Here is a 19,507-nt window from a genome sequence, read left to right as displayed (position 1 = left end):
CGTATTTTACCAGTAGGCGTTATCAGCGTAGGCAGTTTGGACGCGGACAGCGCGCAACAACCGGAGCGTACACAAGTACGTGAGGATTGTGAGCACTGCCCAAATTCAAAATGGCAAGTACGATAGCCTACTAACGGCGTTCTTTCACCGCGTCAGCCAACTGGCGTAGCAACACTTCAGTATCTTCCCAACCAATACACGCATCGGTGACACTTTTGCCGTAAGCCAGTGGTTCGCCACTTTCCAGATTCTGGTTACCTTCTATCAGATGGCTTTCAATCATCACGCCCATAATAGATTTTTCGCCCTGCGCAATCTGGCGACAAACGTCGGTTCCCACTTCCATTTGCTTTTTGAATTGCTTACTGCTGTTAGCATGGCTGAAATCAATCATAATTTGTGGTTCGAGGCCAGCTTTGCTTAAGCCTTCCTTCACCGCCGCCACATGCGCACTGCTGTAATTCGGCTCTTTACCGCCACGCAAAATGATATGGCAATCATCATTACCGGCAGTGTTTACAATCGCCGAATGACCCCATTTAGTCACTGACAGGAAACAGTGTGGCGCGCTGGCAGCATTGATAGCATCAATAGCGACTTTAATGGTGCCGTCGGTGCCATTTTTAAAACCAACCGGGCAAGACAGCCCAGAGGCCAGTTCGCGATGAACTTGTGATTCAGTGGTACGGGCGCCAATAGCCCCCCAGCTCATCAGGTCAGCCAAGTATTGCGGGGTTATCATATCCAAAAACTCACCCGCAGCCGGTAAGCCACTCTCGTTAATGTCTAATAGCAACTTGCGCGCAATACGCAGACCATCATTGATGTCGTAGCTACCATCCATATGCGGATCGTTAATCAGACCTTTCCAACCCACCGTGGTACGCGGTTTTTCAAAATAGACGCGCATCACCACTTCAAGCTCACCTTGTAGCTCTTCACGCAATGTCAGCAAACGGGCCGCATATTCTTTGGCCGCTTGGGTATCGTGAATTGAGCATGGGCCAATCACTACCAGCAAGCGATCATCCTGAGCGCGCAAGATGTTGTGAATAGCAGTACGGGTCTTGGATACCGTCTCTGCTGCATTGTTACTGGCCGGAAACTTCTCTAACAGAGCAACAGGTGGGAGGAGTTCCTTAATTTCATTAATCCGTAGGTCATCATTCAGGTAGTTCATAGCTCTTCCATTAAGTCTTGTGACGATCATCGCACAACGTCTGTCTGTATTAATCTAGTTGAACCAATCTAACGGGTGAATGGGATGCTGTAAATCGACTTTATTGTATTAGGGGCTCAGTACAGATAAACAACGATATAGCTATTATCTATAATACATATCAATCATTGAATGAAATCCTATCAGAGTTAACTTTCTCGTCCTGTTTTCACCTTTTATGGTTAAAGGATAAATATGTCTGCATCATCATTTTTCCCGCAAGACAGCAACAGCAAACGTCTGCTAGTCGCTTTCGCGGTCACCACGGTGTTTATGGTGGCTGAGGCCATTGGTGGCTGGCTATCAGGCTCACTGGCGCTCTTAGCCGATGCCGGGCATATGCTGACGGATTCTGCTGCATTATTTATCGCCTTAATGGCAGTTCATTTTTCGCAGAGGAAGCCGGACTCTCGCCATACCTTTGGTTATTTGCGCCTCACTACGCTGGCTGCTTTTGTTAACGCCGCCGCATTATTATTGATTGTGGTGCTGATTTTTTGGGAGGCGGTTAGGCGCTTTTTTACCCCTAATGAAGTGATGGGCGGGCCGATGTTAATCATCGCCATCGCGGGGTTGTGCGCGAATATTTTCTGCTTCTGGATACTTCATCGCGGTGAGGAAAAAAAGAATATTAATGTGCGAGCCGCCGCTTTGCATGTCATGGGGGATTTATTAGGTTCAGTCGGGGCTATCGTGGCGGCAGTGGTGATCCTGACCACCGGCTGGACACCAATAGACCCGATTTTGTCAGTATTGGTCTCGGTATTAGTGTTACGCAGTGCCTGGCGGCTGTTGAAAGAAAGTTTTCACGAGCTATTAGAGGGGGCACCGCTAGAGATTGACATCAATAAACTGCGCAAAAATCTCTGCACCAGCATATATGAAGTGCGGGATGTCCATCACGTCCACTTATGGCAAATTGGTGACCAACGGCTGATGACGCTGCATGTGCAAGTGATCCCTCCGCAAGATAATGATGAGTTACTGCAACGCATTCAGCACCATCTGCTGCATCATTATAATATTGGCCATGCCACCATTCAGATGGAATACCAGCACTGCAAAGCACCAGATTGCGGCATTCATCAAGCGGCCAGCGCAGGAGAGCACCATCATCACCATCATTAATAGCCATCAGTCGGGCGCATGCTCTGTAGCACCTCGCCTGACTGACATTTCCATCAACAGCTATTGGGATTAAGTATTAATCACTCTGAGTAGACAGTGGGCGTGAATGATTCCGCGTCGCACTCTTAATCCACAACCAAGAACCATTCAGGGCGATCAGGGTCAGTATTACATACTCCAACGCCATGGCGTAGACGCCCTGATAGGCGAAAATGGCCACACTGATGACATCAATAACCACCCAAATCAGCCAGTTTTCAACATATTTCCGAGTCATCAAAATCATCGCCACAATGGATAAGACCATCATAGTAGAGTCCCAGAATGGGAAAGCATCTGGTTGCAATTCAGGCATTTGGACATTGACACCCAAGCTTTGCATCACTGTCACTGCCGCGCGGGTCAGCCAGGCAAAGACGGTATCAATATTCAACGTCATCAAAGCGATGCCCGCCACGCAGACGGCACCCCACGCCAATGCTTTCGGCAAAGATAGCCAGCGGATTTTCAATTCAGCTTGGTTATCAGGAGTTTGTTTGCTCCAGGCATACCAACCATAAATATTGGCAACAAAGAAGAACAGCTGTAACAACAAGCTGGCATAAAGTTGAATCTGGAAGAAAATCACCGCAAACAACGTCACGTTTATCAACCCAAACAAGTAGTTGATGATTTTCTCTTTGCTGGCAAACCAGATACACAGCAACCCGAACAGTGTCCCAATCGCCTCTATCCATGAAAGGTCATACCCGCCCGCACCCAGCGGAATATGAACTAATATATTGCTGGTACTGAAGAAATCCATCTGGTGACCCTTTTGCAGTTAATACATCTGTTTTATAGCTGGTGGAGTGAAGGGTTTACCGCACCTACGGGCACTCCGGCGACTCACGTCGCTACGACCCGAACGGCACAATTCCCCTTCATTTGGCTTTGCCGTCAGTATGAAATGTTTAGGCATTGCCTTTGATCTGTAACTTCAACTGATTGGCAAAATCCAACATGCGATTTAGCGGTATCAGTGCCTGCTGACGCAATTCTTCATCAACATGTATCTCATGCATTACTCCACCCTGCTCCAGCCCCTCAGCAATCGCTCTGAGGCCATTCATCGCCATCCACGGACAGTGAGCGCAACTTCTGCATGTCGCACCTTCGCCCGCCGTCGGTGCTTCAAACAATTCTTTATCGGGGCAGGCCTGCTGCATCTTGTAAAAAATGCCACGGTCTGTTGCGACGATCAGTTTCTTTTGTGGCAATGTTTTTGCCGCCGTAATTAACTGACTGGTTGAGCCGACAGCATCAGCCATATCGACCACCGCTTGCGGTGACTCTGGGTGAACCAAGACAGCGGCGTCCGGGTGTAAGGCTTTCATTTGGGCCAGCGCCTGGGTTTTAAACTCGTCATGGACGATACAGGCCCCTTGCCAGCACAATACATCCGCGCCACTCTTTTTCTGCACGTAGCTACCCAGATGCTTGTCTGGTGCCCAAATTATCTTCTCGCCCAAGCTATCGAGATGCTCGATTAACTCAACCGCAATACTGGAAGTAACCACCCAATCCGCACGGGCTTTTACTGCCGCCGAGGTATTGGCATACACCACCACGGTGCGGTCAGGATGGCTATCGCAAAACGCCGCAAACTCATCAGCTGGACAGCCTAAATCCAGTGAACATTCAGCATGGAGAGTTGGCATCAATACTTGTTTTTCAGGATTGAGTATTTTGGCCGTTTCCCCCATAAAGCGCACACCGGCGACCAATAAAGTCGATGCCGGATGATTATTGCCAAAGCGCGCCATTTCAAGGGAGTCAGCGACACAACCGCCGGTTTCTTCAGCCAGTGCCTGAATTTCAGGATCGGTATAATAGTGAGCGACTAACACGGCATCGCGTTGCTTCAGCAGTGTTTTGATTTTCTCACGGTAAAAGGCTTTTTGATCCACATCCAATGGGACTGGCCGCGCAGGGAAAGGATAAATAGCCGCATTCACATCAAAAGTTTCGCTCATCGCTCACATCTCTATTGCCAGTTATTCCGGAGCCAGTATATCACTCAGGCCACCAGTAAGATTAGTTTGTTTTTTATCCTAAACAAAATACTCAATATTTAGCGAAAAGTCGCTCAAATTTGTCTGATAATGGCGAAAATGTTTAATAGAGTTAAATATGAGGCAAAAAGTTGAGTGATAGAAAGGATATCAGAGGATTATAGGGGTCTGTTTGGCGTTCTAGAATGAGAAGTATAAATGAGATTGCGGGGGAAAGGTATAACAGGGTGAAAGATAACGTCATAATGGTGGGTCGTGCGGGATGACTCGTCCTGCGGACTCGCCCTTCGGGTCAACGCTAGCGCGTTGCTGTCTCGCTTCGCTCGGCTCGAACCTGAACGCAGGATCTCACCCACACGATGCTGTGTAGTATGCAACTTCTGAGTCTGGGGGGATATTTCGATACTTGAGATAATGGTGGGTCGTGCGGGATGACTCGTCCTGCGGACTCGCCCTTCGGGTCAACGCTAGCGCGTTGCTGTCTCGCTTCGCTCGGCTCGAACCTGAACGCAGGATCTCACCCACACGATGCTGTGTAGTATGCGACTTCTGAGTCTGGGGGGATATTTCGATACTTGAGATAATGGTGGGTCGTGCGGGATTCGAACCTGCGACCAATTGATTAAAAGTCAACTGCTCTACCAACTGAGCTAACGACCCGCTGTAATGCGGTACTGCGTATACTTTACTGTAAAACATAATGGTGGGTCGTGCGGGATTACTCGTCCTGCGGACTCGCCCTTCGGGTCAACGCTACGCGTTGCTGTCTCGCTTCGCTCGACTCGAACCTTTACGATTCTCATTCCTACGATTTGATACCCTGATAATTCTTCATAATGGTGGGTCGTGCGGGATTCGAACCTGCGACCAATTGATTAAAAGTCAACTGCTCTACCAACTGAGCTAACGACCCATTATGTTTACTGCTTGATGACAATTCACTGCCAGTCGTGTGGAATAAATCCACTCGAGGTATTTTAGACAAAACAGGAAGAGGAATATCTATGCGATGATTTCAACTTCTTACATTCAAACCAAACTGCGAAAGAATGGTGGGTCGTGCGGGATTCGAACCTGCGACCAATTGATTAAAAGTCAACTGCTCTACCAACTGAGCTAACGACCCGCTGTAATGCGGTACTTCATAACATAATGGTCGGTCGTGCAGGATTACTCGTCCTGCGGACTCGCCCTTCGGGTCAACGCTACGCGTTGCTGTCTCGCTTCGCTCGACTCGAACCTTTACGGTTCTCATTCCTACGATTTGATACCCTGATAATTCTTCATAATGGTGGGTCGTGCGGGATTCGAACCTGCGACCAATTGATTAAAAGTCAACTGCTCTACCAACTGAGCTAACGACCCATTATGCTTACTGCGAACGATAATTTCCTGTTGCTTTAACGTTTTACAAGTTGTCTTGGCAACGGCGGCATATATTACTAATTTCTCTTCACAGTGCAACTTAAATTTCTGTAAAGACGTCTAACTGCTTGTTCTTCGCTCGCTAAAGCCCAGAAATTAGTCAATAAGACCAATTCCTGGGCTCGAAAAAAGCTAAAGTGCAGATAAACGTTTCTGTGCCTGTTTAGCAGCATCAGTGTTGGGATATTGCTTGATCACTTGTTGATAAACCGCCTTAGCTTTATCACTTTGGCCTTTATCCTGCATGATCACCCCGACTTTAAACATCGCTTCTGAACTTTTTGGGGACTTTGGATAATTTTTTACAACAACAGCATAATAATACGCAGCATCGTCTTTCTTACCTTTGTTGTAATACAACTGCCCTAACCAGTAATTGGCATTAGGCTGGTAAGTCGACTTTGGGTACTGTTTCACAAAACCTTGGAAAGCAGTGATCGCTTGATCGTATTGCTTTTTCTCAAGAGCCAGAGAAACGGCTGTATTGTAATCGCTGTTTTCATCACCAGTACTTGCTGCAGGTGCCGCTGTAGCTGCTGCTGCGCCTGCGGCGGCAGTATCAGAACTTCCAGTCGCTGCATTATCTGTCGCAGCGCCAGCAGCCGCAGGCGTTGAAGTAGACGCCCCCTGACCACCGCTCAGACTATCCATCTGCTGGTAGATCTGTTTTTGCCGCTCAACAACTTGATTGAGCTGATACTGATTTTCTTGGATCTGACCGCGTAAACTATCTACATCGCGTTGCGAATCTGACAGTTGTTGCTGAAGTTGAGTTAATAGTTGGCTGTGAGCGTTGGAAATACGCTCAAGTTGAGTGACTCGATCTTCTACCGAGCCGGAGCCGACATTACTGATTGGCGCTTGGGCAGTAGCGGCCCATGGGACCGCTACGCCAACCAGTAACGACAGACCCACTAAGTGACGTCTGAAGTTACTGTTCATGCGATTCTCTTAGTAAACCAGAACTGCACGACGGTTTTTAGCAAATGCGGCTTCGTCATGGCCCAGTACTGCTGGTTTCTCTTTACCGTAAGAAACGATAGAGATTTGGTCAGCAGAAACGCCTTTACCTTGCAGATACATTTTCACTGCGTTTGCACGACGCTCGCCCAACGCGATGTTGTATTCTGGCGTACCGCGTTCATCCGCGTGGCCTTCAACAACAACTTTGTAAGATGGGTTGCTACGCAGGAATGCAGCATGCGCATCCAGCATTTGAGCGAAGTCAGAACCGATATCGTATTTATCGAAACCGAAGTAAACGATATTGTTCTTTTGCAGTTCTTGCATCTGAAGACGCGCTTGCTCTTCGGAAGACAGGTTGCTGCCGTTTTCTGTACCAGTGCCAGCGCCCATGCCAGATTGGTCATTATTTGCGCTTTTGTTGGAACTACAAGCCGCTACAGCCAGAACTGGCAAAGCCAACATTAGCCCTTTTAGCACTTTGTTCAGTTGCATCTCTTTGATCCTTTTTTATAGTTTGCCATACATACGTATTTACACATGCATCACAGATACGGCGACCAGGCAGGAAATTTGACCTGTCCATCAGTTGCCGGAAGACGCGCTTTGAAACGCCCATCAGTCGAGACCAGCTGTAACACGGCTCCCAGCCCTTGTGTCGAGCTATAGATAACCATGGTGCCGTTAGGCGCGATACTAGGCGTTTCATCCAGGAACGTGTCCGTTAATACTTGAACGGCTCCCGTTACCAGATCCATTTTGGCGATGTGTTGTGCCCCACCATTGGAACTAACCAATACCAGGAACTTACCATCAGGACTCACATCTGCGTTCTGGTTCTGAGAACCTTCCCACGTGATTCGCTGTGGCGCACCGCCATTAATATTCACTTTATACACTTGTGGACGACCGCCCTGATCCGAGGTATAGGCCAGGTTTTGGCTATCCGGGAACCAGCTTGGTTCAGTGTTATTGCTACGGCCATCGGTCACCTGGCTGATTTGGCCAGACCCCAAGTCCATAACATACAAATTCAAGCTACCGCTTTTAGACAAAGCGAAGGCCAATTTGGTACCGTCTGGTGAGAAAGCTGGCGCACCATTATGACGTGGGAATGAGGCCACTTGTCTGATTGCACCATTTGCCAGCGTCTGAATAACCAGTGCTGATTTGCCACTCTCAAAAGTTACATAAGCAATTTTGCTGCCATCTGGAGACCAGGCTGGTGACATCAAAGGCTCTGGAGAGCGGTGAACCACAAACTGGTTGTAGCCATCGTAATCAGAGACTCGCAATTCATGTGGGAATTTGCCGCCGTTGGTTTGCACCACATAAGCAATTCGGGTACGGAACGCACCTTTAATCCCGGTCAGCTTTTCAAAGACTTCGTCACTGGCAGTATGCGCGGCATAACGTAACCACTGTTTAGTCACTTTATACTGATTTTGCGCCAATACACTACCCGCAGCACCAGAGGTATCCACTAACTGGTAAGAAACCACGAAACTGCCATCAGCACTTGGCTGAACCTGCCCAACCACCACGGCATCAATACCCAATGCAGTCCAGGCAGCAGGTGTCACTTCAGCTGCAGTAGACGGTTGCTGTGGCATACGCGCCGCATCAATTGGGTTAAATTTGCCACTGTTGCGTAAATCTGCGCCGACGATCGCGCCAATCTCTTCCGGTGGTGTACCTGGCCCCATCCATTTGAATGGCACAACGCCAATTGGACGAGCAGAATCTACCCCTTGGGTAATTTCAATGCGAACTTCCGCGTGTAAAACAGAAGCCCATAAAACTAAAAAGCCTAGCGCAACTCGACATGCCTGCTTCATCTTGTCTCCCTTACCCGAGCGGGATGCCCGCGATAATTAGCAGAATTTTAACAAACCAACGCAAACAAAACTACATAATACATGGTTGCTTAACAGAGTATATCCCCGTCAATCAAACCTTATTGAGGTTTAAATACAAGCGGAGCATTCTTAAACACCTCATAAACATCAGAACTTGGTGGTTTAGGGATCTTCGCTTGTTTTGCTGCGGCGATTGCAGCCTGGCACAGTGCCGGGTCGCCGCCTTCCGCTTTAACATCAATTAATAGACCATCTGGTGCCAATTTAATTCGCAGATCACAGGTACGGCCTTTGTAAAGATCTGCATCATAAAATTTACTTTGGATCGCAGCAGTAATCTGGCCTAGATAGCCACTGACCTCCGCGCCTGATGCCCCGCTCTTCTTGCCACCACCTTTACCGGCAGCGGCGGCACCGGCACCTGATCCACTTTTCGGCGCATTCTTGGAATTTGCCAAGCCACCGAATAAATCATCAACATCTGTTGCCGCGGCAGCTTCTGCGGCAGCTTTCTTTTTGGCCTCAGCAGCAGCGGCTTTCTTAGCGTCAGCAGCTGCTTTTTTCTCAGCATCAGCGGCGGCTTTCTTTTCAGCGGCCTCTGTTGCAGCTTTTTCAGCAGCTTCTGCGGCTTTCTTCGCATCAGCATCAGCTTGCTTCTTCGCAGCAGCAGCGACTGCAGCCTCTTTCTTGGCCTCAGCTTCCGCTTTTTTCTGTGCTTCAGCCTGCGCTTTCACCAGCTTATCCGCTTCTGCTTTGGCTTGAGCTGCAGCGGCCTCGGCCTGCTTCTGCTCCTCTTTAGCTTTCGCCGCAGCAGCGGCGGCCACTTTTTGTTGCTCAGCCGCTTCTTTTTGCTGTTCAGCAGCCTGTTTTTTCTGTTCTTCAACCGCCTGCTTGGCATCTTCTTGTGCTTGCAGACGCTCTTTTTCCAATTCTTTCAGACGTTGTTGCTCAGTCGCCTGTTTTTGCTGTAATTCTTCAGCTTGCTGATCGGCTTTCTTCTGGCGTTGTTGTTCCGCCCGTTTAGCGTCCGTCTGCTGCTGTTGCTGGCGGTTATACTGCTCTGTCACCGCGCCCGGGTCGACCATAACGGCATCAATAACTTCGCCGCCAGCACCGCCGCCGCCCATTTCAGTCGTCTGCGTCAGAGAGCCCCAAATCAACAGGGCAATCAATACGATGTGCAGAACCACCGACACTATAACAGCGCGATTCAGCTTATCATTTTGCTCGGTTGCCTTACCCACGCTCGATTTCCACACTCGATGTCCGCGCTCTATTGCTAAAAAACGGAACTGCCAAAAACAGGGTATCTACTGGCTGGATTTACTATCAACCCAGCCAATATCAACGCAAATTTATATCGGTTGAGTCATTAAGCCTACCGATGTCACTCCAGCCTGATGCAGCATATTAAGGGCCTTAATAATTTCATCATAAGGAACCTCTTTCGCGCCGCCGATCAGAAATACAGTTTTCGGATTCGATTTCAACCTTGCTTGAGCCTCTGCCACCACTTGTTCTGAGGGTAGTTGCTCCATCCGCTGATGGTCAATAACCAGCGAGTATTGGCCCACACCTGAGACTTCGACAATCACCGGAGGATTATCATCGCTGGAGACAGTTTTTGAATCCGTCGCGTCAGGTAAGTCCACCTCAACGCTTTGCGTGATAATCGGCGCGGTCGCCATAAAGATCAGCAATAGCACCAGCAAAACGTCGAGCAAGGGAACAATGTTAATTTCAGACTTAAGCTCGCGCCGTTTACGACCACGTCCTCGCGCCATACAACCCCCTACTTATTTGCTCTCGGCGCTGGCAAAAGCCTGGCGATGCAGAATAGCAATGAACTCTTCCATGAAGTTGTCATAGTTTTGTTCAAGTTTATTCACACGCTGATTCAGGCGGTTATAAGCCATAACAGCAGGGATAGCGGCAAACAAGCCGATCGCCGTGGCAATCAGTGCTTCAGCAATACCCGGTGCGACCATTTGCAATGTCGCCTGCTTGACTGCACCCAGAGAAATAAAGGCATGCATAATCCCCCATACTGTACCAAACAGACCGATATACGGGCTGATGGAACCAACAGTACCAAGGAAAGGAATATGGGTTTCCAGCGCTTCTAATTCACGGTTCATCGAGATACGCATCGCTCGGGAAGCACCGTCAATCACGGCTTCAGGCGCATGGCTATTTGCACGATGTAAACGAGCAAACTCTTTAAATCCGGAATGGAAGATTTGCTCGGATCCCCCCAGCGTATCACGGCGAGCCTGACTTTCTTGATACAAACGAGACAGCTCGATGCCGGACCAAAATTTATCTTCGAAGGCTTCAGCATCGCGGGTTGCAGCATTCAGAATACGCGTTCGCTGAATGATTATCGCCCAAGAAGCAATAGAAAAGCCCATCAATACCAGCATGATAAGCTTAACGAATAGGCTTGCCTGCAGGAATAAATCCAGAATGTTCATGTCAGCCACTACTTAAACTCCGCGACAATAGACTTAGGAAGCGCTCTTGGCTTCATTTGGTGTGGATCGATACATGCGATCAATACTTCTGCACTACTCAGAAGATTGCCATGTGAGTCGAGAATTCGTTGAGCAAACGTGAGAGAAGCCCCACGCATTGCGGTAATCTCACTCTGAACCTCCAGCATATCATCAAGACGTGCAGGTGCCAGGTATTCTACCGTCATGCGGCGGACAGCGAAAGCGACATGCTCACTGAGCAATTGCTGCTGGTGAAAATTGCGTTGGCGCAACATTTCTGTGCGTGCCCTTTCATAAAAGGCGACATAGCGTGCGTGGTAAACCACACCGCCAGCATCGGTGTCTTCAAAGTAGACACGAACCGGCCATCGAAACAACGTATTACTCACTCTACTTCCCAGTAATGCAGTTAACGGACACACTATACTGAAGAGTGTTAAGGTTTGGAATCACTTGCAAGAATAGAACGAAAATAATTATGGGCCAGGCGGCCCATAAGGTGAGATTGTGTGCAGATTAGGCGATATAGATTCAGATTAAGCGAAAAAGTAGAATAATCCCGCGCCCAAGATCACAATTGCTGGAAGTGGTGAGAAAAAAGCGCGTAATAACATCCGTTTTGGACGAAAACCAACGCCATGAATCACACCGGTACAAACCGCCCACACGATAAACACTTCTTGCCACACTTCCAGTGAGCTGGTTGCCGCCGCAAAACGCGAAGGGTCCCAGAACACACAGAAAGCCACTGCAAATGCGAGCACCAGTGAAAGGGCCCGTAGGGGGCCCTTATCCATTAGATTGTATAGCTTATCGGACAACATCGTCTTCGCCATTATTAGCGGCTTTCGCTGCTGCGTTGGCTTCACTCTGCTCCAGCGCCAGGGCAGTAATGATACCAAAGGAGCAGGCCAGAAGTGTCCCTAGAATCCAGGCAAAATACCACATGCTTTATGCTCCTTAGTACAGTGAATGCTTGTTGTTTTCGATGAACTCTTTATCAATGCGCCCGAACATCTTGTAGTAACACCAGCTGGTGTAAATCAGGATGATAGGAACAAAGATTATCGCAACAATGGTCATCACTTTCAGCGTTAACAGGCTCGATGTTGCATCCCACATTGTCAGACTGACATTTGGCACTGTGCTTGACGGCATAACGAATGGGAACATAGTGACCCCAGCAGTCAGTATCACACAGGCAATGGTCAGTGATGAGAACAGGAACGCCCAAGCCCCTTTTTCAAAGCGCGATAACAAGATGGTGAACAGAGGCAAAATCACGCCCAGTGCTGGCAGCGCCCACAAGCTTGGATACTTGTTGAAATTAATCAACCATGCACCTGCTTGATGTGCAACTTCTTTACGCATCGGGTTAGATTGAGCTGCTGTATCCAATGCTGAGGTCACAACAAAGCCATCAATACCATTAACTAACCAGATACCGGCCAGCAGGAAGGCAACGCCCATCACCAACGCAGAGATTTGCGCCGCAGCACGGGAACGCAAGTGCAACTCCCCACGGGTACGCATTTGCAGGTAAGTCGCACCCTGTGTGACCAGCATGGTCAAGCTGACCACCCCTGCCAGTAAACCAAACGGGTTTAACAACTGGAAGAAGTTACCGGTGTAGAACAGGCGCATGTAGCTGTCCATATGGAACGGCACACCTTGCAGCAAGTTACCGAACGCCACACCGAACACCACCGCAGGCACGAAGCTACCGACAAAAATGCCCCAGTCCCACATATTACGCCAGCGGCTGTTTTCCAGCTTAGACCGGTAATCGAAACCGACCGGGCGGAAGAATAACGCAGCCAACACCAAAATCATCGCAATATAGAAGCCGGAGAATGCCGCGGCATACACCATTGGCCAGGCAGCAAACAGCGCCCCACCCGCAGTTATCAACCAAACCTGATTACCATCCCAGTGAGGGGCAATCGAGTTAATCATAATGCGACGTTCTGTATCATTCTTCCCGATGATGCGCAGCAGGATACCGACACCCATATCGAAACCATCAGTGACTGCGAAACCAATCAGCAGTACACCGATCAGCAGCCACCAGATAAATCGTAATACTTCATAATCAAACATAAGTGGACTCCTGTTTACCGTGCTTCCTGCACTGGGGCAGTCGGCTGCTCAAAATGATAACGGCCAGTTTTCAGGCTGCTAGGCCCAAGGCGCGCGAATTTGAACATCAGGTACATTTCTGCCACCAGGAACAGCGTGTACAAACCGCAAATCAGCCCCATGGAGAATAAAATATCCCCGGCGGAGACGGATGAGTTTGCAATTGCTGTCGGTAGCACCTCACCGATGGCCCATGGTTGGCGACCATATTCCGCCACAAACCAACCTGCTTCGACTGCAATCCACGGTAACGGAATACCGAACAATGCGGCACGCAGTAACCATTTCTTCTCACCAATCCGACCACGAATCACATTATAGAAGGACAGGCCGATGATAATTAACATCAGGAAACCACAGGCCACCATGATACGGAAGGCAAAGTACAGCGGCAGAACGCGTGGAATGGAGTCCTGTGCTGCTAACTGAATTTGCTCTTCAGTCGCATCGGTAACGTTTTGTGTATAACGCTTCAGTAATAGACCGTAGCCCAAGTCTTGCTTCGCCTTACTGAATGCTTCACGCACGGCTGGGTCAGTATTACCGGAACGTAATTTTTCTAACAGACTGTAAGCATGGATACCATTACGGATACGGACTTCGTGCTGAGACATCAAATCACGTAAGCCGATAACTGGCGTATCCAATGAACGGGTCGCAATTATCCCCAGAGCGAATGGAATCTGAACCGCAAACCGGTTCTCCATGGTTTCCTGATTGGGGATGGCAAATAGCGTGAAAGCCGCCGGAGGTGGCTGAGTTTCCCATTCTGCTTCAATCGCAGCCAATTTGGTTTTCTGCACGTCACCCATCTCATAACCGGATTCATCACCCAGCACGATAACAGACAGCACGGCAGCCATACCAAAACTCGCAGCAATAGCAAAGGAACGTTTGGCGAACGGAATATCACGGCCTTTCAATAGATAGTAAGAACTGATACCCAGAACAAACATCGCGCCAGTGACATAACCTGCGGCCACAGTGTGAACGAATTTCACCTGAGCAACTGGATTTAGCACCAACTCTGAGAAGCTCAGCATTTCCATACGCATGGTTTCAAAGTTGAAGTCAGATGCAATCGGGTTTTGCATCCAGCCATTCGCAACCAAGATCCACAGTGCAGAGAAGTTAGAGCCTAATGCAACCAGCCAGGTTACTGCCAAATGCTGGTGTTTACTCAGACGATCCCAACCGAAGAAGAATAGACCGACGAAAGTAGATTCTAAGAAGAACGCCATTAAACCTTCGATTGCCAGAGGGGCACCGAAAATATCACCGACGTAATGTGAGAAATATGACCAGTTGGTCCCGAATTGGAACTCCATAGTCAGACCAGTAGCAACACCCAGAGCAAAGTTAATCGCAAATAACTTACCCCAGAACTTGGTCATATCTTTATAGATTTGTTTGCCAGACAGCACATAAACCGATTCCATAATTGCCAACAAAAACGCCATACCCAGCGTTAATGGGACAAATAAGAAATGGTACATTGCCGTTAAGGCAAACTGTAACCGTGACAGTTCGACAATATCAAACATCTTGACTCCTTGCTCCTCGCACGAAGACTCCGACTTGCGGCAACTGGACCTCCGTTATATTGGAAGTTTAGTCATTACCCGCAGTGAATGCCCAAAAAACACAACAAAAATAACAATATCAACTACCCAGTATTACACCGCGGTAATAGTACGCTTCTAATCCCACACAATAAATAGGATTTTACGTGACCCAGCTTCGAGTTCTGGATACAGGTCAATAAATAGGCCATTTGCCTATCATATCGTAATTTGATCCAGAACAATTTAAGCCCATATGAACATTATTGCTATATTCAAAAGTTGATTTAGAACAATTATTTCTTTCTAATGTTAATTAAAAGTTCAATTGTTTTTATATAATCCACAACTGTTAACAGAATGTAATTTTATAGTTTAGTTCGTGCTTTATTACGTGGTTATTATGCGATCCAGGTTAACTTTTAAATTTATTATTTTCAGAGTGAGTTAAATCACATTTCCGAGTTTTACATGAATATATTAGTCCATCCTGAGGGAAGCGTTCGCAAGTGTTGCTATTTTGTTGCATGATAAAGTGCTATTACCTGATAAATGAATCTCCTACAATGAAAAAAATAGCACTCACCACATTACTCTGTATCAGCTCCCCCGCTTTCGCTGCACCACAAATTGATATTACTATCTTGGGAACCTCTGATTTACATGGCACTTTCGTACCATGGGACTATGCCAGTGACAGTGAAAATCTGGCCGGTAGTCTAAGTCAAATAGCCACCAAAGTGCATAAAATACGGGCTGAACAACCGAATATTATTCTGGTGGATGCCGGCGATACTATTCAGGGCAACTTTGTCGAAACCTTTAAAAACGAACCTATCAGCCCAATGATCCTTGGCTTTAATGCCTTGAAATATGACGCCTGGGTGATGGGTAATCACGAATTCGATTTTGGCTTGAAAGCTCTTTCTACCTCATTAAAGCAATTTGACGGCGCAGCACTGGCGGGCAATATTTTCTGGGATTCAGGTAAACCCTACCTGCCCTCTTACAAAATAATTGAGCGCCAAGGGGTTAAAATCGGCATTATCGGGATGGATACTCCGATGACCGCCGAGTTTGCTCAGGGTACTGACCGTATTAATGGCATCCATTTCACTGATCCAGTGCAGGAAGTGAAAAAGGTCATTCAGCAGCTCCAGCCACAGGTAGATGCCATTGTTCTGGTAGCGCATATGGGAATCGACAATGAGAATCAGCGGCCCGGAACCGGTGTTGGCGATATCGCCAAAGCCAATCCAGAACTTGCTGCCATTGTCGCGGGCCATATGCATGTAAAAATTGATAAAGCGGTGGTCAACGGCGTCATTATTACTGAGCCGGATAAATATGGCCGTGCCCTTTCCCGTATTGACCTGAAATTTGAGCAACGCGACGGGAAATATCACCTTATAGAGAAAGACAGCTACACCTACCCTATCAAGGGGATTGAGTCTGATAAAACGCTGGAATCACTCTATCAACCTTACCACGATATTTTGCGCGCCAATGCTAATCGAGTGATTGCGAAACTGAGCGGTACAAATTTAGTCCCGCCGGATGAGATTAAAGGTATTCCGCAAGTCCATGTGCAAGACACCGGTATCAGTGCACTCTATCAAGAAGCCGCCCATTATTATGCCCCGCAGGCCCAAGTCATCGCCTTGCAGATTGATAATGACCGTCCCAAAATGGATGTGGGTGATATCACGGCTAAAGACATTGCATTCAACTATCAATATGCTGGCGGTGAAATCACGGTTTATGCCCTGACTGGTAAAGAACTGAAGCAATATATGGAGTGGTCGGCTGACTACTTTAACCAAGTTAAGCCGGGCGACGTAACCTACAGCTTTAACCCGCAGCGCCGTGCCTCTAAATATTCTACTAATGACTTCTTTGATGGGGTGACATACACCATCGATTTACGTCAACCCGCAGGGATGCGTATCACCGACCTGCGTCTCAATGACGGCACCCCCGTCACAGATATCACTCCCATACATTTGGGCATGAACAGTTATCGGATGGGGCATTTAACGCAAAAAGGCGGCGTGCTGGAAGGACAATCATTCCCGATATTATCGGACAGCAAAGCCCAATATGGTGAAGAAGAAGGCACTATCCGTAACCTAACAATTCACTATCTGACGGATGTTAAAATGGGGAAATATGAGGGAAAACCTCAACAGCGCTGGCATTTGGTGGGGCTGGAAGGCTATGAGAAAGAGCGGCAGATTGTTAAACAATTGATTAATAACGGCACCATAGCAGTGCCAGCCACGGATGATGGCCGCTATACCAACATTGCATCGATCAACATAAAAGATAAGCTGTTCAAAGATAAAACCAGTTACGACGCAGCGCTGACGACATTGCAGCAACAAGTGTCGGGCAGCAAAAATGAGCAAGTTAAACAGCAGGCTCAAACAGATATCGCTCTTATTACGGCGCTGAATAAATTCTGATTAGGTATTAAAAAGGCCACCCTAAGGTGGCCTCTATATCACAAGATTATTTATTGCTCTGATAAACTGCTTTAACAGCATTGCCGATTTCAGCCAGGCTACGGACGGTTTTCACCCCCGCAGCTTCCAGCGCAGCAAATTTATCATCCGCAGTTCCTTTACCGCCTGCAATGATGGCGCCCGCATGGCCCATACGCTTGCCTTTTGGTGCAGTCACACCAGCAATGTAACCCACGACAGGTTTGGTCACGTGATCTTTAATGTAAGCTGCGGCTTCTTCTTCTGCGTTGCCGCCGATTTCACCGATCATCACAATCACTTCAGTTTGCGGATCTTCCTGGAACAACTTCAGGATATCGATGAAGTTAGAACCTGGGATCGGGTCGCCACCGATACCAACACAAGTGGACTGACCGAAACCGATATCAGTAGTTTGTTTTACTGCTTCATAGGTCAAAGTACCTGAGCGGGAGACAATACCCACTTTGCCCGGCAAATGAATGTGACCCGGCATGATACCAATCTTACATTCACCTGGGGTGATAACACCTGGGCAGTTCGGACCGATCATCCGTGCATCAGACTGTTCTAATCTGACTTTTACCACCAGCATATCCAGTGTTGGAATGCCTTCAGTAATACAGATAATTAATTTAATACCGGCGTCGATAGCTTCCAGAATCGAGTCTTTACAGAACGGAGCTGGTACATAGATAACAGAGGCCGTAGCACCGGTCGCATCTACCGCTTCACGTACAGTATTGAATACTGGTAAGCCCAAATGCTGGGTGCCGCCTTTGCCTGGCGTTACGCCACCCACCATTTTTGTGCCATAAGCAATAGCTTGTTCGGAATGGAAAGTCCCTTGGCTACCGGTAAAACCCTGGCAAATAACTTTGGTGTTTTTATCAATTAAAATAGACATTATTTAGCCCCCACTGCCGCTACAACTTGCTGAGCCGCATCTGTCAGGCTGGTCGCAGCAATGATATTCAAACCGCTGTCTGCCAGTTTTTTGGCACCCAGTTCGGCGTTATTCCCTTCCAGACGAACGACCACTGGCACATTGACACCCACTTCTTCAACTGCACCGATAATGCCGTCAGCAATCAGGTCACAACGCACAATCCCGCCGAAGATGTTCACGAAAACCGCTTTTACTTTGTCATCAGACAAAATAATTTTGAAGGCTTCAGTCACACGCTCTTTAGTAGCACCACCGCCGACATCAAGGAAGTTAGCCGGCTCACCGCCGTGCAGTTTCACGATGTCCATAGTACCCATGGCCAGACCAGCACCATTTACCATGCAGCCAATGTTGCCATCCAGCGCCACGTAATTCAGTTCCCACTGCGCAGCATGAGCTTCACGGGCATCTTCCTGGCTAGGATCTCGCATTTCACGCAGTTCGGGTTGACGGAACAAGGCGTTGCCATCAGCACCCAATTTGCCATCCAAACAAATCAGATCGCCCTGCTTGGTGATAACCAGCGGATTGATCTCAACCATCGCCAAATCGCGTTCCAAGAACAAGGTCGCCAGCCCCATAAAGATCTTGGTAAATTGAGCAACTTGCTTACCGGTCAGGCCCAGTTTGAAAGCCAATTCACGACCTTGATAAGGCTGCGGACCAGTCAATGGGTCCAAGGCAATTTTGTGGATCAATTCTGGTGTTTCTTCGGCAACTTTCTCAATCTCAACACCGCCCTCAGTAGATGCCATAAACACCACCCGACGGGAGCTACGGTCAATAACCGCGCCCAGATATAGCTCTTTGTCGATATCAGTCGCCGCTTCAACTAAAATTTGGTGAACGGGTTGGCCATGTGCATCAGTCTGGTAAGTCACCAGTTTTTTGCCCAACCACTGTTCAGCGAAAGCACGAATATCTTCTTTGCTATTAACCAGTTTCACGCCGCCCGCTTTACCGCGACCACCAGCATGCACCTGACATTTGACCACCCACGGGCCAGCACCGATTTTAGATGCGGCTTCTTCTGCTTCACGCGGTGTGGTACAGGCGTAGCCAGTTGGCGCTGGCATGCCATACCGAGCAAACAGTTGTTTTGCCTGATATTCGTGTAAATTCATGATGTTCTATCCATATAAGGTCTGAGTTGAGCCGAAGCCTACCAGGTAGCCTGATTGCACGGAGGCAGGTAATCAACACCTTGCAATCAGACTGACCTTGTCATTTA

At 48.1% G+C, this 19,507-nt stretch carries 18 protein-coding genes, 4 tRNA genes and 4 other RNA genes; 2 read left to right on the top strand and 24 right to left on the bottom strand.

Annotated elements, in window-relative coordinates:
* Positions 1 to 130: 130 nt before the first annotated feature.
* Positions 131 to 1,180 carry a 3-deoxy-7-phosphoheptulonate synthase AroG gene (gene aroG, locus OVO64_RS09960; protein WP_038634613.1) on the bottom strand — a complete coding sequence of 350 codons (1,050 nt, stop codon included), beginning with the start codon at positions 1,178 to 1,180 and terminating at the stop codon, positions 131 to 133.
* A 234-nt stretch (positions 1,181 to 1,414) separates the two neighbouring features.
* Here aroG and zitB point away from each other — a divergent pair, with 234 nt between their 5' ends.
* Positions 1,415 to 2,347, top strand: a complete 933-nt coding sequence (zitB, locus tag OVO64_RS09955) for a CDF family zinc transporter ZitB (protein ID WP_267248738.1) — start codon at positions 1,415 to 1,417, stop codon at positions 2,345 to 2,347.
* A 76-nt stretch (positions 2,348 to 2,423) separates the two neighbouring features.
* Here the strand turns inward: zitB and pnuC are convergent, their stop codons facing one another.
* The 21 genes from pnuC to cydA form a co-directional block, all read right to left on the bottom strand.
* A complete protein-coding gene (gene pnuC, locus OVO64_RS09950) occupies positions 2,424 to 3,152 on the bottom strand; it encodes a nicotinamide riboside transporter PnuC (RefSeq protein ID WP_038634618.1) in 729 nt (242 codons plus the stop codon).
* A gap of 148 nt (positions 3,153 to 3,300) precedes the next feature.
* Complete coding sequence (nadA, locus tag OVO64_RS09945) at positions 3,301 to 4,362, bottom strand: quinolinate synthase NadA (protein WP_267248737.1); 1,062 nt, start codon at positions 4,360 to 4,362, stop codon at positions 3,301 to 3,303.
* A 285-nt stretch (positions 4,363 to 4,647) separates the two neighbouring features.
* A non-coding RNA gene (locus OVO64_RS09940) (RtT sRNA) lies at positions 4,648 to 4,773 on the bottom strand.
* 43 nt (positions 4,774 to 4,816) lie between these two features.
* A non-coding RNA gene (locus tag OVO64_RS09935) (RtT sRNA) lies at positions 4,817 to 4,942 on the bottom strand.
* A gap of 43 nt (positions 4,943 to 4,985) precedes the next feature.
* Positions 4,986 to 5,061: transfer RNA gene (locus tag OVO64_RS09930), tRNA-Lys, on the bottom strand.
* Positions 5,062 to 5,102: 41 nt separating this feature from the next.
* Positions 5,103 to 5,224, bottom strand: a non-coding RNA gene (locus OVO64_RS09925) — RtT sRNA.
* A 14-nt stretch (positions 5,225 to 5,238) separates the two neighbouring features.
* Positions 5,239 to 5,314 (bottom strand) — tRNA-Lys (locus OVO64_RS09920).
* A 137-nt stretch (positions 5,315 to 5,451) separates the two neighbouring features.
* A tRNA-Lys gene (locus tag OVO64_RS09915) sits at positions 5,452 to 5,527 on the bottom strand.
* 27 nt (positions 5,528 to 5,554) lie between these two features.
* A non-coding RNA gene (locus OVO64_RS09910) (RtT sRNA) lies at positions 5,555 to 5,676 on the bottom strand.
* Positions 5,677 to 5,690: 14 nt separating this feature from the next.
* A tRNA-Lys gene (locus OVO64_RS09905) sits at positions 5,691 to 5,766 on the bottom strand.
* Positions 5,767 to 5,958: 192 nt separating this feature from the next.
* A complete protein-coding gene (cpoB, locus tag OVO64_RS09900; protein ID WP_145510155.1) occupies positions 5,959 to 6,768 on the bottom strand; it encodes a cell division protein CpoB in 810 nt (269 codons plus the stop codon).
* 9 nt (positions 6,769 to 6,777) lie between these two features.
* Positions 6,778 to 7,284 (bottom strand): peptidoglycan-associated lipoprotein Pal, encoded by a 507-nt coding sequence (gene pal, locus OVO64_RS09895; RefSeq protein WP_005278500.1) that lies wholly within the window; start codon positions 7,282 to 7,284, stop codon positions 6,778 to 6,780.
* A gap of 50 nt (positions 7,285 to 7,334) precedes the next feature.
* Positions 7,335 to 8,627 (bottom strand): Tol-Pal system beta propeller repeat protein TolB, encoded by a 1,293-nt coding sequence (gene tolB, locus OVO64_RS09890; RefSeq protein ID WP_038634628.1) that lies wholly within the window; start codon positions 8,625 to 8,627, stop codon positions 7,335 to 7,337.
* Between the two features lie 119 nt (positions 8,628 to 8,746).
* Positions 8,747 to 9,892 (bottom strand): cell envelope integrity protein TolA, encoded by a 1,146-nt coding sequence (gene tolA / locus OVO64_RS09885; protein WP_038634631.1) that lies wholly within the window; start codon positions 9,890 to 9,892, stop codon positions 8,747 to 8,749.
* A 111-nt stretch (positions 9,893 to 10,003) separates the two neighbouring features.
* Positions 10,004 to 10,432, bottom strand: coding sequence for a colicin uptake protein TolR (gene tolR / locus OVO64_RS09880; RefSeq protein WP_038634634.1), 429 nt, complete (start codon positions 10,430 to 10,432; stop codon positions 10,004 to 10,006).
* Positions 10,433 to 10,444: 12 nt separating this feature from the next.
* Positions 10,445 to 11,131, bottom strand: a complete 687-nt coding sequence (tolQ, locus tag OVO64_RS09875; RefSeq protein WP_004393307.1) for a Tol-Pal system protein TolQ — start codon at positions 11,129 to 11,131, stop codon at positions 10,445 to 10,447.
* Positions 11,131 to 11,532: a tol-pal system-associated acyl-CoA thioesterase gene (ybgC, locus tag OVO64_RS09870; protein ID WP_005165498.1), complete on the bottom strand. Its 402-nt coding sequence runs from the start codon at positions 11,530 to 11,532 to the stop codon at positions 11,131 to 11,133. Before ybgC ends, tolQ begins: the two co-directional genes overlap by 1 nt.
* Before the next feature lie 147 nt (positions 11,533 to 11,679).
* The gene (gene ybgE / locus OVO64_RS09865; protein WP_049562507.1) at positions 11,680 to 11,967 is read right to left on the bottom strand and encodes a cyd operon protein YbgE; all 288 of its coding nucleotides are present in this window, start codon (positions 11,965 to 11,967) and stop codon (positions 11,680 to 11,682) included.
* On the bottom strand, positions 11,954 to 12,091 hold the full coding sequence (gene cydX / locus OVO64_RS09860; protein ID WP_004393309.1) for a cytochrome bd-I oxidase subunit CydX: 138 nt from the start codon (positions 12,089 to 12,091) through the stop codon (positions 11,954 to 11,956). Before cydX ends, ybgE begins: the two co-directional genes overlap by 14 nt.
* A 12-nt stretch (positions 12,092 to 12,103) precedes the next feature.
* Complete coding sequence (cydB, locus tag OVO64_RS09855) at positions 12,104 to 13,243, bottom strand: cytochrome d ubiquinol oxidase subunit II (protein ID WP_038634643.1); 1,140 nt, start codon at positions 13,241 to 13,243, stop codon at positions 12,104 to 12,106.
* Between the two features lie 14 nt (positions 13,244 to 13,257).
* Complete coding sequence (gene cydA, locus OVO64_RS09850; RefSeq protein ID WP_038634645.1) at positions 13,258 to 14,826, bottom strand: cytochrome ubiquinol oxidase subunit I; 1,569 nt, start codon at positions 14,824 to 14,826, stop codon at positions 13,258 to 13,260.
* 584 nt (positions 14,827 to 15,410) lie between these two features.
* Here cydA and OVO64_RS09845 point away from each other — a divergent pair.
* Entirely contained in the window at positions 15,411 to 17,309 is a 1,899-nt protein-coding gene (locus OVO64_RS09845; protein WP_145586382.1) for a metallophosphoesterase, read from the top strand.
* Positions 17,310 to 17,355: 46 nt separating this feature from the next.
* On the opposite strand, the gene sucD is transcribed toward OVO64_RS09845, so the two are convergent.
* Both sucD and sucC read right to left on the bottom strand, forming a co-directional pair.
* Entirely contained in the window at positions 17,356 to 18,234 is an 879-nt protein-coding gene (sucD, locus tag OVO64_RS09840; RefSeq protein ID WP_038634652.1) for a succinate--CoA ligase subunit alpha, read from the bottom strand.
* Complete coding sequence (gene sucC, locus OVO64_RS09835) at positions 18,234 to 19,400, bottom strand: ADP-forming succinate--CoA ligase subunit beta (protein ID WP_004393313.1); 1,167 nt, start codon at positions 19,398 to 19,400, stop codon at positions 18,234 to 18,236. The genes sucD and sucC overlap by 1 nt, the downstream gene beginning before the upstream one ends.
* Positions 19,401 to 19,507: the final 107 nt, after the last annotated feature.

Origin of the sequence: Yersinia sp. Marseille-Q5920, from assembly GCF_946902935.1 — a bacterium.
GTDB lineage: Bacteria > Pseudomonadota > Gammaproteobacteria > Enterobacterales > Enterobacteriaceae > Yersinia > Yersinia rochesterensis.
This window is presented reverse-complemented; position numbering and strand designations above follow the sequence as displayed.